The organism is Paenibacillus sp. IHBB 10380 (assembly GCF_000949425.1).
Lineage (GTDB): Bacteria > Bacillota > Bacilli > Paenibacillales > Paenibacillaceae > Paenibacillus_AQ.
This window is the reverse complement of the sequence record NZ_CP010976.1, coordinates 1,328,850-1,343,723: the sequence shown is the minus strand read 5'-3', so window position 1 is coordinate 1,343,723 and position 14,874 is coordinate 1,328,850. Positions and strand designations below refer to the sequence as shown.

The 14,874-nt window shown below is 38.0% G+C and carries 14 protein-coding genes and 1 pseudogene; 4 read left to right on the top strand and 11 right to left on the bottom strand.

Going from position 1 to position 14,874, the window contains the following annotated elements:
• Positions 1-20 precede the first annotated feature (20 nt).
• The 3 genes from UB51_RS06075 to UB51_RS26880 all read right to left on the bottom strand — a co-directional run bounded on the left by UB51_RS06075 (position 21) and on the right by UB51_RS26880 (position 3,408).
• Positions 21-959: an SDR family NAD(P)-dependent oxidoreductase gene (locus UB51_RS06075; protein WP_044876540.1), complete on the bottom strand. Its 939-nt coding sequence runs from the start codon at positions 957-959 to the stop codon at positions 21-23.
• A 468-nt stretch (positions 960-1,427) separates the two neighbouring features.
• Positions 1,428-1,973: a 50S ribosomal protein L25 gene (locus UB51_RS06070; RefSeq protein WP_044876539.1), complete on the bottom strand. Its 546-nt coding sequence runs from the start codon at positions 1,971-1,973 to the stop codon at positions 1,428-1,430.
• Positions 1,974-2,274: 301 nt separating this feature from the next.
• Positions 2,275-3,408 carry a polysaccharide deacetylase family protein gene (locus UB51_RS26880; protein WP_044876538.1) on the bottom strand — a complete coding sequence of 378 codons (1,134 nt, stop codon included), beginning with the start codon at positions 3,406-3,408 and terminating at the stop codon, positions 2,275-2,277.
• 395 nt (positions 3,409-3,803) lie between these two features.
• On the opposite strand from UB51_RS26880, the gene UB51_RS26875 reads away from it, so the two are divergent.
• A complete protein-coding gene (locus tag UB51_RS26875; protein WP_082063047.1) occupies positions 3,804-3,956 on the top strand; it encodes a DUF1540 domain-containing protein in 153 nt (50 codons plus the stop codon).
• Positions 3,957-4,135: 179 nt separating this feature from the next.
• On the opposite strand, the pseudogene UB51_RS06060 reads toward UB51_RS26875, so the two are convergent.
• The 4 genes and pseudogenes from UB51_RS06060 to UB51_RS06045 form a co-directional block, all read right to left on the bottom strand.
• A pseudogene (locus UB51_RS06060) lies at positions 4,136-5,123 on the bottom strand (alpha/beta fold hydrolase).
• Between the two features lie 22 nt (positions 5,124-5,145).
• Complete coding sequence (locus UB51_RS06055) at positions 5,146-5,883, bottom strand: ABC transporter permease (protein WP_044876537.1); 738 nt, start codon at positions 5,881-5,883, stop codon at positions 5,146-5,148.
• A gap of 1 nt (position 5,884) precedes the next feature.
• Entirely contained in the window at positions 5,885-6,598 is a 714-nt protein-coding gene (locus tag UB51_RS06050; RefSeq protein WP_044876536.1) for an ABC transporter permease, read from the bottom strand.
• Positions 6,595-7,509 carry an ABC transporter ATP-binding protein gene (locus UB51_RS06045; RefSeq protein WP_044876535.1) on the bottom strand — a complete coding sequence of 305 codons (915 nt, stop codon included), beginning with the start codon at positions 7,507-7,509 and terminating at the stop codon, positions 6,595-6,597. Before UB51_RS06045 ends, UB51_RS06050 begins: the two co-directional genes overlap by 4 nt.
• A 564-nt stretch (positions 7,510-8,073) precedes the next feature.
• Here UB51_RS06045 and UB51_RS06040 point away from each other — a divergent pair.
• The 3 genes from UB51_RS06040 (at position 8,074) to UB51_RS06030 (ending at position 10,782) form a co-directional block, all read left to right on the top strand.
• Positions 8,074-8,934 (top strand): GNAT family N-acetyltransferase, encoded by an 861-nt coding sequence (locus tag UB51_RS06040; RefSeq protein ID WP_044876534.1) that lies wholly within the window; start codon positions 8,074-8,076, stop codon positions 8,932-8,934.
• Between the two features lie 265 nt (positions 8,935-9,199).
• The gene (locus UB51_RS06035) at positions 9,200-10,063 is read left to right on the top strand and encodes a class I SAM-dependent methyltransferase (protein WP_044876533.1); all 864 of its coding nucleotides are present in this window, start codon (positions 9,200-9,202) and stop codon (positions 10,061-10,063) included.
• A gap of 5 nt (positions 10,064-10,068) precedes the next feature.
• Positions 10,069-10,782 carry an RluA family pseudouridine synthase gene (locus UB51_RS06030; RefSeq protein ID WP_044876532.1) on the top strand — a complete coding sequence of 238 codons (714 nt, stop codon included), beginning with the start codon at positions 10,069-10,071 and terminating at the stop codon, positions 10,780-10,782.
• Positions 10,783-10,916: 134 nt separating this feature from the next.
• On the opposite strand, the gene UB51_RS06025 is transcribed toward UB51_RS06030, so the two are convergent.
• The 4 genes from UB51_RS06025 to UB51_RS06010 all read right to left on the bottom strand — a co-directional run bounded on the left by UB51_RS06025 (position 10,917) and on the right by UB51_RS06010 (position 14,633).
• Positions 10,917-11,111, bottom strand: coding sequence for a hypothetical protein (locus tag UB51_RS06025; RefSeq protein ID WP_044876531.1), 195 nt, complete (start codon positions 11,109-11,111; stop codon positions 10,917-10,919).
• A gap of 165 nt (positions 11,112-11,276) precedes the next feature.
• Positions 11,277-12,017, bottom strand: coding sequence for a hypothetical protein (locus UB51_RS06020; protein WP_044876530.1), 741 nt, complete (start codon positions 12,015-12,017; stop codon positions 11,277-11,279).
• Between the two features lie 434 nt (positions 12,018-12,451).
• Positions 12,452-14,119 carry a DUF4179 domain-containing protein gene (locus UB51_RS06015; RefSeq protein WP_044876529.1) on the bottom strand — a complete coding sequence of 556 codons (1,668 nt, stop codon included), beginning with the start codon at positions 14,117-14,119 and terminating at the stop codon, positions 12,452-12,454.
• Positions 14,073-14,633 carry an RNA polymerase sigma factor gene (locus UB51_RS06010; RefSeq protein ID WP_234405553.1) on the bottom strand — a complete coding sequence of 187 codons (561 nt, stop codon included), beginning with the start codon at positions 14,631-14,633 and terminating at the stop codon, positions 14,073-14,075. Before UB51_RS06010 ends, UB51_RS06015 begins: the two co-directional genes overlap by 47 nt.
• Positions 14,634-14,874: the final 241 nt, after the last annotated feature.

The following is a 14,874-nucleotide window of genomic DNA, read 5'->3' as shown; positions in this document are numbered from 1 at the left end:
AAGCACATTCGCATAAATAGCTAGTGTTTAGTTAGCTTGGTGCTCAAATTCCATATTTTTTCAGCATTTTGACTATCGCTCGCGTATTTGGGATAACTTCCCGAACCGAATATGTTCTTCAATTGTGCAATGCCTTTTTCGCTTGTGGATGGCTGAATAAACTCTCTCTTATGGTTAATTAACTGACCTGTAACATTGCTGAATTCATCCAAAGTGCAAATATTAAAATAGTTATCTGCCATGCCAGATGGTAAAGGATTAGTCAGATTTTGAGTCCATGCAAGTACTTTCCAAACAGAGCTTAGTTTATTAATCGTTTCTTTTGATAGTTTCACACGGTTTATCTGAAGAGCATTAACTTTAATCCCCCGGCTTTTAAATTGTTCTGCCATCTTGAAGGTTAAGATCAATAACGCCATTTTCGAGTCACCGTACATCTTATATGCGCTATAACGTCGTATATTCCGGAATTCACCACACAAATTATCGAAGTCGATGTTCCTTTTCGGATCGAAGAAATTTTTGATATTTGTCGTGCAAGCGTTAAGGATTCTCGGATCTTGCGATTTTTCAAGATGATCTGCTAATAAATGAGTCATTAAAAAAGGGCCAAATGTATTCGTAGCAAATGACAATTCGATATGTTCCGGGCTAAGTTTATATTCTTTTTCGCCATGATTTAAGTAAGCGGCATTATGTATTAAGATGTCCACACGAGGGTATTTGGCTTTAACATCTGAGCAGAATGTACGAATAGAATCAAAAGAAGAAACATCAAGCTCCATCAGATCTACATTAGTGTTGTTTGAAACTTCTGTGATTTCTTTTTGTACTACTTTACTAGTTTCCATGTTACGGGAAGCCATGATAACACGATATCCTTCGGTCGCAAATCTTAGAGTTGCTGCTTTACCTATCCCCGAATTTGCTCCTGTAACAATAACGATCTTATCAATCATATGGAACCTCCTGTTTTTCATCCTATATTTATTCTTCCCTATTCCCCACCCTACGTTTTTGAGGAGCAGCAACAATATCCATGCCCGTGCTATTTAAAGAGAATCATCTTTTTCTCGTCAAAATCGTCCCTACAGCATTCCATTGGCGAAATTATTGGACTGGAAAATTTTAATTTTTAATACTATTTTAGCATAAAATCACTTAGTTTAAGCCATATCCGTTCATTCGTACGACTATCGTTTGTATCTATGATTATGGTGGAACCTAGCAATATATCAAGAGTGCCCTATACCCATATCTATCTTGAAAGAAAAGGGGAGAATTACTTCAGTTATCGTATTCCTGTTCAGGCCCTCTAATAAAAATACCTTATTTGAACAAAAATGCCATGGCTGCAAGTTAGTCGCAGCCATGGCATTCCTCTAAGTGTATTCTAAATTCATTTATAATTGCTCACATCTGTTGTGTTAAGGCTTTACGACGGATAGGAGAAGCTCATTCCCTCCAGAAATGACCGTCACTTCTGCTGGCAAATCCAAGTCACTTACAAGCAATGATTCCCCGATGTTCATACCACCGATATCAAACTCTATCGCATTCGGCAAATATCTCGGCAAGGCCTCTACTTCAACGAACTCGCTCTGAATTTGTACGACTCCGCCTTGCTTTGTACCAATTGGTGTGCCCGTGATCTTCAACGCTAGCTTTGTGCGTATGATTTCGTTGGGTTGTACTTGTTGGAAATCAACATGCAACAAATTCCGTGTTACTGGATCATGCTGTAGTTCCTCCAATAATACGGATAAAGATTCTTTTCCTTCAAGCTGTAACTCGATAAAACCAACTGCACCACGCTTTAACCATTTCTGAAACTCTATTGTTGAAATATGAATCATCTCATTCTTCGTATTTCTACCGAAGACAACGCCAGGAAGACGTCCTCCTTTACGTAGGTTCCGAAGCCCGGATGTATTTAGATGTGTGCGTTCCTCTGCTTGAAATAATGTTGTCATGATCTATTCGCTCCTCTTCATATATGATCTTTGCGCTCTATTATTAGTCGCTGGATATTTCCCCGACCAGGGATACTGAGAGAAACATAGCATCACTACCTCCACGTCTTTTCAACTAAGCTATAAGACATTTAATGTAAAAAACCTATACATATACAGTAAGGCACCCCACTCGAAAGAGTGGAATGCCTTTAGGTTTCCTTATACCATATCATAGAAACATTACCTTGTCGAACAGGGCCTTTCAGATCTACATGAGATCTCCAATGAAGCTATCGCTAGGGTCAGCCCCTTCCACAATTTAACGCTTATCATTCCAGAAATTCGCAGGTGTCATATCTTTCGTAATCGCTTTAAACTCATAACCGTCCTTCTTGAGCTTCTCCAATATTTGCGGAAGTACTTTGAGCGTTGCTTTTTGATCGTGCATCAAAATAATCGGTGTAACCTTTTCCTTGTGAACTTTATTCACTTGTTTCAGAACACTATTGTAAATCTTCTGACTGTCATATTTATATTTCCAGTCTTCAGAATCTACATTCCAATCCCACAAATGGTAGCCTTGAGATAACACAACATCTCTATAGCTTTTTCCAAAATAGGGCTTACTTCCATAGGGAGTTCGGATCAGACTCGTTTTAAGTTTAGTCACTTTAAATAGATTCTCGTTCGTCTGATTCATTTCTTGTAAAGCACTGGATGGCGATTTGTAAAATTTACTTTGAACATGAGTCATACTATGTAACCCAAGACCGTGACCTTCCTTAACCATACGTTTTACAACTTGAGGGTACTTCGTTATGTTAGGACCCACCATGAAAAAAGTGGCTTTCGCATCATATTTGGACAAAATATTAAGTAATGGAGTAGAAGTGGCTGTAGGTCCATCATCAAAAGTTAGATAAATAACCTTCTTGTTCCCTTTATTACCATTCTTCTTCACTACTGTCGAAGGCTGTTGTTGCTTCAAAGTATCTTTATACAAATCTATAAATTGTTTATTACTTAATTTAGCAGATTTGTCCGTTACTCTGAACAAGTGACTCTCTGATTGAAACGACATCGTATATGAGAAACGCTCTGCTAAGAACCGCAAAGGAATCATCATCTTATCTTGTCTCTCTATGAACTGTATTGAATGTCCACGTCCATCCGTAGTCACTGCCTTATTTTTAGTTTTTAACAATGTTACAGATGTTTTTTCATTGCTCAGTACGATTTGTTCTGCCGAACCTCTCATTGTTAGTTTCATAGAGTCCGCAAAATCACGAACAGAAACATAGGATACCCCTTTATCTAAATACACAGTGACTTTTGACATTTTATCGTTGATACCTAGCTTATATTCTTGACTTCCAGTTGCCTGAGCGGTGTTAGAGATGAATAAACAACATATAAATAGAATAAGAACCGACATTTTTTTGTATGATAACATTTACTTAAGACTCCTTGAATTGTGTATTTTGTCTATCAATCTTGAAGCTCGAGCCTCCTTCTCTATATAAAATAAAATGAACACCTTAACTATATCAATAATCATACTAGATACTTTTCATAGACGGAGAACAAAAACGTAACCGATTAGTAACAATCAATTCACTTAATCGATAATATGAAATGATTCTCAGCATATGTTCGTCAAAGTCATATATGGACAACGATAGCTCAAATATTGCAAAAAAAGAACAATTAAGTTAAGCTAGATATGTTCATCTGAACAAAATACAAATAACCCCTTATTTATAAGGGGAAACCATCTACCGATACAAGCTCCAACTTGTATTAGCAGATACATTATTTGTGTCACACTCTCAAAGGAGGTGAAATATAATGGCAAAAGATGTACTATGCGAAGTTAATTCATGCCGTCACTGGGCTAATGAAAACAGATGCAGTGCAACATCCATTTATATTGTTAGTAACAATGTAAAAGAAGCTCACACTTCTGCTGAAACGGACTGTAAAACTTTTGAAACAAAATAATGGCTGTAAAACAGGAGAAACCTCAACTGGTTTCTTCTTTCTTTTTATATTCTACCAAGAATGATAATCTTTATCAAGCATTTTTTGATTGTTTTTATATGCTCAACAGCAAAATCTGTTCTTGAAGTGAAAAACTATACAATAAAACACCTGTATCCTCTATGGTTGAAAGTACCCAACTATTTATTTTCAACTTTTTCATTAATAAAATTCATGGCAAGATTATATATCTCATCAGGAGCATATAAATAAATAGAATGCTTCCCTTTAACTTTTTTCACTTCTGATATTAATAATTGTTCTGAAAACTTCTCATATTTTATATTTTTTTCTTTTGTAAATTCCGAGTTTTCATTTTGATCAGTATACGCAGACAGAAATAAGATTGGTGTTTCTTTGGGTATTGATAGATCAACTGATTTTTTAGCATTATCATAATTCTGTAACTTCTCTTGCTCCATATCATCATTAAAAACCTGTTTATACGATATTGCTTTAAAAATTTCTTTTTCATGCTTAGTTAAAAAGGATTGCTTAATCACTTCAGGATCATAAGTAGCAGAAGGAACTAGTCGATGAAAACCAATTTTAGTTAAAATACTCATTCCTCTTATTGTTAATGAATCAATTAAGTCCATTTTATAAGTCACATACTCTTGAGGTAAACCAATATCTAAAGCAATGATTGCCTTCACTTCATTTGGGTATTTTTGTGCCCAGTAAATAGCTTCTAACCCTGATAATGAGTGTGGAACTAATATATATGGTGGTTTATTCCCACTTTGAATAAGCGCTTCTCTAGTTTGTTCTAATATCTTATCAATATCTCTGTTATCGTTAAAAACATCACTGTATCCATATCCTGCTCTTTCAATTACAGCAACCTTATTTTCTTTTGAAAACTTGCTATATAGTCCTTTCATTTCATAAACAGGAGCAGCTATCCCAGAGCCAGACATAAATACATACCTACCCTCACCGTTACCTTCATTATATACATTAATTTTTTTTGTTATTAAAATCAACTAATGTTCCTTCACTATTAATTAATGCTGATTCCTTGCTTAATTGATAATTATGGTAAATAAAAACAGATACTGATACAAATAAAATAATAGCAATGAACGTAACAAATATATTCTTTAATACTTTACATATTTTTCTCACAGACTTCTCCTGCCTTAATTTCTTATATTTCTTTTCTTTGGAAATAAACCAACCCTGAACTTAAGAAGATAATAAAGCTTCCTAGAATGACGTAAAGCAATGTGTCAAAAGATACATGATATGCGCCCAAGCTTTCTTGTGACTTTGGAATCATAGAAAGTACGGGCTGCGCCCACGGATAAAAAGGCCCGAATTTCTCTGAATTAACAACTAACATGTTCGGAAGTGTTAGAATGACATTGAGTGCAAGTGGTGCCGCAAAGCTTGACCAAGCAACTGAAACCAATAATTGAAGTGCTGCTAGAGGTAACGCTGCAATCCAGCCCCCATAAATACTACGCACGATCACGCTCCACGGGATGGATTCTTTGATCCCACTTATACAACCAACGCTAAGCACTCCAGTCATAAATAGAATTTGGGTCACCGCCAGTAAGATCACCACGATAATGAACTTAGCCATATAAAGCGTTGTACGTGGCATTGGCAGTGCAAGCAGCTGTTTCCACCCTCCATTCCCATGCTCATAACGACATACAAAAGCCCCAAACACCCCTGTCAACAGTGGCAAAAATAACAACGCATGTAAAAGTACCATCGTAGAAAGTAACATGATCCAATTATAATCATATCCTTCTTCTTTAATCGTAAAAAATCCTAATAGCGATGACAGAATGGGACTAACGAAAACGAGCAACCATATATTGGATTTACGCACCTTTAACCACTCAGAACCCAATATATTAATCAAGGTTTTCATGCTAATTCACATCCCGTCTTAAGAAATCAAATAATCCCATACTAAAAATACATAAGCCCACAACAATACCTGCAAGTACAGAGTACTCTCGTACATTAGTCTCATTCACAAGTAAGGGCCATTTGGAAACGATCCATTGAGATAAACTGAACGCATACAAAGAGAGAATCGTACCTATGATTCCAATCGTAAGTGGAATAGCTTGATTTCGCAGCGTAATTGCTAACCACAGTTGTAACGCTAATACAGGTAAAAATGTAAACAATGGATAAAAACTTTGTTTAATTAGCTCAAGAACCGGAATATCCGAGCCACATTTCAACGCCACTCCAAGTCCAGCAGTTCCCAGAGCAAGTAAAGTGCAAGATATTAATAATAAAATAACACTTAACGCAAATTTAGCTGTAAAAACACTGGATTTTGTAATAGGTAGTGCCAATAGCTGCTTCCATGAATTCATTTGATGCTCTATACTCGCGATCATTGACGTAATGATTGTAATACCAAGGATGATGGTCGGCGTCACTAAAAACTGTACATTCATTAATACGCCAGCCCATAAGTCAGCAGCATACAAGTCCGTTAAATAATCATACCGTAGCCCAAAATTAACAGCCTGCAATGCAATCACCCCCACAGGCCCCAAGAAAACGAGGAACCAAATGGCCGTTCTACGAATCTTTGAAAAATCTGAAGCCAGAACTTGCGCCATCATAAGCTCTGCCCCTCCCCGATCAGTTCTAAGAAAATGTCCTCTAAGGAGGTTGTGATCTCTTCTACTCTATATATATCATGCTGATTGTTAACGAGTGCTTCAATCGTTCTTGCTATTTTCTCATCTGAAATACCTTCAAATATTAGAGCGGACTCTTTTAACTTCGCATAACAACCGACTGCCGCTACAGTACGTAATGCAATCTCAGGTTCTGTCACGACCATGCGGATTTTGCTTTTGGCACGTTGACGAAGGACTTCTATCGAATTTTGAAATAACATATTCCCCTCTTGAATAATTCCGACTCGGTTCGCCATCTGCTCGACTTCACTCAGTAAGTGACTTGATACAAGCACCGTGATCCCCTCCTCCTGTGGCATTTTCTTAATAAGTTCCCGAATCTCTAATATTCCTGAAGGATCAAGTCCATTGGTCGGCTCATCCAGAATAAGCAGCTCTGGCTGCCCAAGCAAAGCAGCTGCTATTCCGAGTCGCTGTTTCATGCCAAGTGAATAACCTTTAACAGATCTTCTTGCATCTTTAGTAAGCCGAACGATAGATAGAACTTCATCAATTCGTGATTTAGGAACCTCCAATATGCGCCTGATAACTTCAAGATTCTCATAAGCTGTTAAATGACCATAATACGAAGGGTATTCCACCAGTGAGCCTACTTTACGAAGAATGGCCATTTTTTCCTGTTTAAGATTCTTCTCAAACATATGTACAGAACCACTTGAAGGCTTAATTAGACCAAGCAACATCCGAATAGTCGTCGTTTTCCCTGCTCCGTTTGGCCCTAAGAAACCATAAATATCTCCCTTATTAATCTCTAAATTAACTTTCTCAACTACCTTTCTTGATCCGTAACGTTTAGACAAATCGTGGGTAGTTATAATAAATTCACTCAATCTGATCACCTCGATACTTATCATAACTACCCAGGGTTAAGAAGAAAGATGGCTTTTGTTTAAGTTTCGTTTAAATTTCTAGATTTCTAGATTTCTCAGATATACCTGCACCCGTGTCCCCTCTTCAACTGATGACATCCTATTCCAGCTCCATAGAAACTCAAAACCAAAATCACTTCAATTCACATATTAAAAATCAATAGTGAATTGAAGTGATATGGGCTGTCATCGACTTTGTTCTAGTGCTTCTGTCTTACGATTTTCCTTTTCTTACGGCTAACTCAATAATCATAACAATAAGTACGAGCAGTGAAATAAGCTGTTCAATCGTCATATCCGTCCGCCTCCATCAATCTAAGGATGGCTCTATCGGACGGTTTCCCTCTCCCAGCGTCACGGACGTTCCCCATAACATCTATATGCTCCACTCGACATGATTATGTATTGGTATTTATCTAAATCAATCTGGATTTTACGACTATGAAATAGTACAATTTGATCACTCAACATCAATTCAATAATCTGCTTCTCATGGGAGAGGCACTAATTTAAGGAGGAATAGGGTTGCTTAATGAACAACAGCTTCAACAAATTCAATCTTTACAGCAACATTGTGAACAAGCGGATGGGTTATCTCTAAAGTTGAACTGGGAGATGTTAAGTCATCGAAATGCTGATGAAAAGCAGGATTATTTACATTATAACCACGACAACATGCTCATCGGATTTTTAGGAGTATACAGATGGGGCAGCCAAGTTGAAATCTGTGGTATGGTTCACCAAAATTATCGCCGCCAAGGGATATTCACTTCCCTTTGGACACAAGCGATACACCAAATTCAGCTTGATGGATACTCTTTACTATTACTAAATACACCTGCAAATTCATTATCGGGGGAGATGTTCTTAAAGAGTATCCCGTGCAAATATGAAAACTCTGAATACCAGATGAAATGGGATGAACAAGTTGGCATGGATAATCCCCTTCTTCCGGACGAAAGCATTTCTCAAGATGTACAGGTCTCTATTAGAAAGGCTACTTTACAAGATGTTCCACAACTCATAAGACTCGATCTAGACGGATTTAACATGAGTCTTGAAGATACGCAAGATCTGTACCTTCCATTGACAGAAGATAGTATCCAGAATGACTTTATGATTGAGTTTAATAGCCTCACTGTAGGTAAAATCAGGGTATCTCCGATAGACTCAATCACATGGATTAATGCTTTTACCGTAGATGCGACAGTTCGCGGTCAAGGTATTGGTCGCAGAGCACTACGTCAAGTGATTGAGCGGCAAAGAAGTGATGACAATTCACTTTGGCTGGAAGTTGCTGTACATAATCCGAATGCTCTCCATTTATATGAGTCGTGTGGCTTTATCATTCAAGAGAAGCAAGATTACTATTTATATACGGGTTGACCAACCTTGACTCCATATGATGTACAGAACCCTTACTAACACTACAATAGTAGAAGTGAGGGTTAACTTGTTACATTCTAACGATTTCATTAGTAACATAATTGAATTTTCCTTCAGTCATTTATAACGCATTAATATCTAAATTCATTAGAGAAATTTAATTGTTTGAGCCTTCTGTGCCTGTATAGGATGCATTAACCCTGGCAAATGATGTACAATATAAGCTAAACGAAATTAGACTGTATAAGAAGGATGGATTGTTGATATGTATGTAGCACAAGATTGGCAAGATTATGAGTTAATTGATACAGGAGATGGAGATAAGCTGGAAAGATGGGGCGACGTTATCCTTCGCAGACCTGATCCACAAATTATTTGGCCGCTGGAGAACGAGACAGATACTTGGCGTAAGATTCATGGACATTATACCCGTAGCGCTGCCGGTGGCGGTCAATGGGATATGAAGAAGCCCATTCCAGAACGTTGGAGTATCTCTTATGATAAGTTAAAATTCCATATACGTCCTACCAACTTTAAACACACAGGACTGTTTCCAGAACAAGCTATCAACTGGCGTTGGATGATGGATAAAATTGCCGATGCTGGACGTCCCATTAAAGTATTGAACCTATTCGCATACACAGGCGGTGCCACTGTAGCTGCTGCTTATGCAGGCGCAGAAGTCGTGCATGTCGATGCGGCAAAAGGTATGGTACAGTGGGCGAAAGACAATTTGCAGCTTTCTGGTCTTACAAATAAGCCTGTACGTTTTATAACTGACGATGTATTTAAGTTCGTACAACGTGAGCAACGCCGTGGTAATAAATACGATGCTATAATTATGGACCCTCCTTCCTATGGTCGTGGACCTGGTGGAGAAATGTGGAAGCTGGAGACAAGCTTGTATCCTTTCTTGGAGAGCTGTATGGAAATTATGTCTGATAAACCGCTCTTTATGCTTATTAATTCATATACAACGGGTATTTCCCCTACTGTGCTGAATAATATGCTATCCATGACAGTATCACGTAAGTACGGTGGTAAAATCTCATCCGGTGAGATTGGGTTACCCATCACCACTTCTAAACTCACTTTACCTTGCGGTATATTGGGCCGCTGGGAGGCTTAAAGATTATGAATAATGGAGAAACAGCTGAATCAGGAATTTCTATTCTGTATGAAGATAATCACCTACTTGGCGTGGTCAAGCCTGTCAACGTACCGACTCAAGAAGATTCTTCTGGTGATCCAGATATGCTCAGTATTCTCAAACAGGATATTAAAGACAGATACAACAAGCCGGGTAATGTATACATGGGATTAGTGCATAGACTCGATCGCCCTGTTGGTGGTGCTATGATCTTTGCCAAAACTTCCAAAGCCGCTTCCCGCTTATCAGAGGCAGTTCGTAGTCATCATTTTCGCAAAGTGTATGTCGCTGTAGTACATGGGAAATTACCATCCAATCAGGGAAGGTTAACCGATACTTTGCTAAAAGATGGAAGCACCAACACCGTAACTGTTGTCCCTAAGGGGACCGCTGGTGGTAAAGATGCGATTCTAGATTATAAAGTATTAGGGACGACAGACCGCTTAAGTCTCATTGAAGTTGAACTGCTGACAGGCAGATCACATCAAATTAGAGTTCAGTTCAGTCATATTGGCTGCCCACTATATGGCGATCAGAAATACGGTAGCGCCGTAAACAAAATAGGCCAGCAAATTGCTCTATGGTCTGTATTCGTAGGGTTCTCTCATCCTGTCACCAAAGAAGAGGTTAAGCTCATCTCATCTCCACCCAACCAATATCCTTGGGACTTGTGGCCGCAGGAGCAATTTAAACGGTAATAATCCAAATTACGTTTAAGAAATCAGCCTTGGATCATAACATTAAAACGGTAGGCAAAGGATAATCAAACCTTGGCCTACCGTTTTTTTTCAAAAATCGCTCTTCTATTAGATTAAGTATACTCTTTCATACCTTAGTTAACTTCCTCCATATAGACTTTCCCATTCACCGTTTCGATCTCCACACGATCACCCTTTTGCAGAACAAAATTCAGAAATTTACGTGAGACCTCTAATCCGTTAAGTTTCATTATTTTAACATTCTCTAGCTCCCAACCCAACTCATCATATACATCCATGTCAAAAATGACGTCATTTAACGTTTGCACGGTATCACCCTTCTATTCATCATGTAAAATATCCTATGATCCCCTGTTCCCATGTAACATCTTGAACCATGGATTTATATTAGCATAACCTTCTACGGATAGGGGAACTGTTTCGTTAATACATTTAATTTTCCCTATAAAAATATGGCCCCTCTTTCTTGCTATTTAATACACTTTTGTTTTCAATCTCCGATCATACTTGCCATTGCTTAGCTTAACCTCAAGCCAACCTTCCTCGGGGCCCTGATCAATGTAATTCTCGATCAAAGCATGCCCAGATTCTGTCCTATATACCTTTGTTTCTCCTGCCTGCAGCGTTACTGGCTTCAACTTAATATCAGGTAGAGTGTTCTTCGATGTTGTACGATGCCTCGGAATCTCGAGCAGAGGCTGGACTTCAACGGTCGAGTTATTATTGTTAATAAGCGTTAATTGACAATGACCTGTAAATTCCCCTTGGTCAATCGTATAAAAACATCTAGATTCATTCTGATCCACTTCTACAGCATATATGCCCGATGCCAAGTAACGCTGATAATTCGTTGTAAGCCAGTTGGGTACAGTGCCTAATGTAATTAATAAAATAATGACAATCCATGTCCGCCCACGTTGAAGTGCATAATTAGCCGTAAACAACAAAACGATGAATAGAGCAAGAACGACTAGGTTCGCATAATGAAGGCCACTACCGTAACTTTGAGAAGTCACTGGCAGACCTATTGCTGCAAAAATACGTTCAATAATGGATGAAGAACCTGGAAATCGAAAGCTAAGTGTTATGATAAGTATAAAAAGAACAACTGAAATGATCAGTGCACGTCTGCTATAAATCCATGGTAATTTAGAAGCTGTTGGATTAATATACAATGGTTCTTGATTGGTATAATTACTTCTATTTTTAAACATAAGGAAAAATCCCCCTTTTTAACCCTTTCTTATATAACGTTCCTATTGGTTAAATGTTTCATCTACAAATAGAAATGACTTCGCGGTCTTTAAAAGGACGGTAACCGTTTCTCATAGAAATATGGTTCAGTTAGTACCGCAGACCCATGCCAGATATGACTTACTTTATTGTAAGTATATACCAGAGTTAATATAACTGTTGCTTGTCCGAAAAAGGAGTGCTAACAATAATATTTCACTAAATAGTTATATAGCAAATTATAAATAATAAGAGACTCTCATTAGAGTCCCTTTATTATAGAAATATCAACAACAACCTTTACCTGAACCATATTTCAAAAAAACATGGACTATTCATTCTTAACTTGTTAAGCCTTCTTCAGCTCATAAGTTAAGAATAAATGCCCATAATATGGTTTAACTATTCATTATATTTATTTCAATCTCGGCAAAATTTCTATCTTCTCTACCTTATTTGGATCTTCAATATCATACTTCCAAATATATACCTCAGCATCGATTCCCTCAAAGTCCTTATATATATCAATGGATTTGTTCTTACCATCTCCCGAGAAATTAGCAGTCAATGGCTTACCATAATTCCTCTTTCCCTCTACTAATCTATAAGTCTGATTAACTCCTCCGAAGTTCCGATCTGAACTTTCACTTTCCACATAAAGATTACCGTCCTTTGTATAATACGTCCATTTCACAGCGTATCCGTCCACTTTAGTCACTGTGGATTTTTTCTCTTCTTTAATATCCTGCAACTGGATTGGATCTGTCCCACCAGAATGTGTAATAACCTCATACCTCTGTACCCATGTTACAGGGGTATCCTCCGTAATTCGTACCTCAGAAGGTAATTCAAAGCGGAATGACGTTTCATTCGGTTGCGTACCCTCATCACTACTATCGAACCATACACCTCCATCAAGTAGCGTACCATTTACATCAAGAGCATATTTCGCATATGGAAGACGTAAGTATTTATCCTTGTGGCTTACCTTAATATTGACTTGGGTTGGTGTGACCACCATTTCCTTAAGAACTGCACCCTTCACGCCATAATTAAGGGGTATATCGATATTTCGTTTGAAAGTTCCTGTTAACATTTGAGTTTTATTCAGCACAAGATCGAAATTCCATTGTTTATTTAATCGTTTTTCCTCGCGAGTGTAATCCAATTGGTAAGTTATAGCTTCCTTCTTCAAATCACTCAGACGATAAAACTGCTGACTTACATACTCACCCTGTTCTCCTGGAGTACCGTACACTCCGTCCCCTAGGTCATAGATTGTTTTATCACCTTTCTTTACCTCAATCCATGGATATGCCCAAGCCTTCACTTCAGATTGATTGTACGTAACGGATGAAGAAATCATCGCTGTGTTCTTGTCTTGGACGAATGATTGAACGCTAACCTTTTCTATTCCATCCTGCTTGATATCAAACGTTTGAACGCTGTCATCAAGTGGATTAAACAAAATGTCTCGTTCTACATTTGAAAGAAATTGTAAATTGCTGGCTGTAAACTGTACTCTAGCTTCTTCTCCATCAGGCGTCCATTCCGTTTCAAAATAACCTGTAAATCGTTTATTCTGTTCATCCCATTTTTGACTACTATAACGCCCTTCGATTACTACTCCCTTCTCATCTTGTAAAGTCATATTAGAGAATTGCCATAGCTTACTGGGATCATCTCCTAAATCTAAACTATACAAAATGACCGTCCGGTTATCATCCACAATGGCCGTATGCAGCGTCAATATAACCCCATCATGCGTTACTGACTTCTCAAGAACCTGACCTAAACCTTGCTTCAATGCTGACTGAACGCCACTTCTACCTGATAGAATTTCGCTCCATTCTACATGTAATGCAGCATATACGGGAGTTGCTAGAATAAGAACGGCTACAGATGTGGTAATGACGGCTTTCCGAAATTTAAACCTAGTCCGTAGTTGTGTTGCCCTTACTGCGTCACCTTCCGAATGATATCTATCATTCTGTATATTACCCCACATGGCATCGAAATCAGGGTATCTTAGTTCTTTATCCTCGTTTAAGTGATACGAGAGTATTTTCTCTACGTTTTCCATCCATTTTCTCCTCCCTAGGCTCTTCATAACCATGCTCATCCAATATTTTTCTCATCAATTTAATGCCCTTGTGCAGCCTTGATTTAACTGTACCTAAGGGTATTTGCAAAATTTCCGATATCTCAGATAAGCTCGAATCATTCACAAATCTTAAGGATATCACTACCCGAATCTTATGCGGCAGTTGGCTCATAAACCCGCTCCATTCCTCGGCTGTTTCACGTTCTTCTATGACCGAATCAATAGATTTACCAAAAGATCCATGCGAGAGCTGTTGATTCATTTGCTCCTTCATTTTCAAACTACGATTTCTCTTCAAATGATTCAGGCACTGATTAGCGGTTACTCTCATTAACCACGTTTTGATATATTCGATTCGCCGCCAATCCTGCCTAAATACGGTGATAAATACATCGTGGCACACATCTTCTGCATCAGAGGCATTGTGTAGCATGTAATAACAGGTTTTATACACATCTTTGTTGTACATTTGAAACAATTCCTGATCTGTCAAACGTCTCCCCCCCTTCAAGTTAGATATATATCATAAACAAATAACCACAGAAAAAGGTTCATTCTATAAGCCTACAAAAACTGACTACTATGAGCTAATAATCAATAGATATTAGTAATAAATCATCAAAATTTAGCGGAAAATTATTATAAATTCCCTGCTTGAAATGACAACTTTTTTCAATAGTGGAATGATATATTTGAACTGCGCTTAGGTGAACTAAGTGTATAAACGGAGGGAT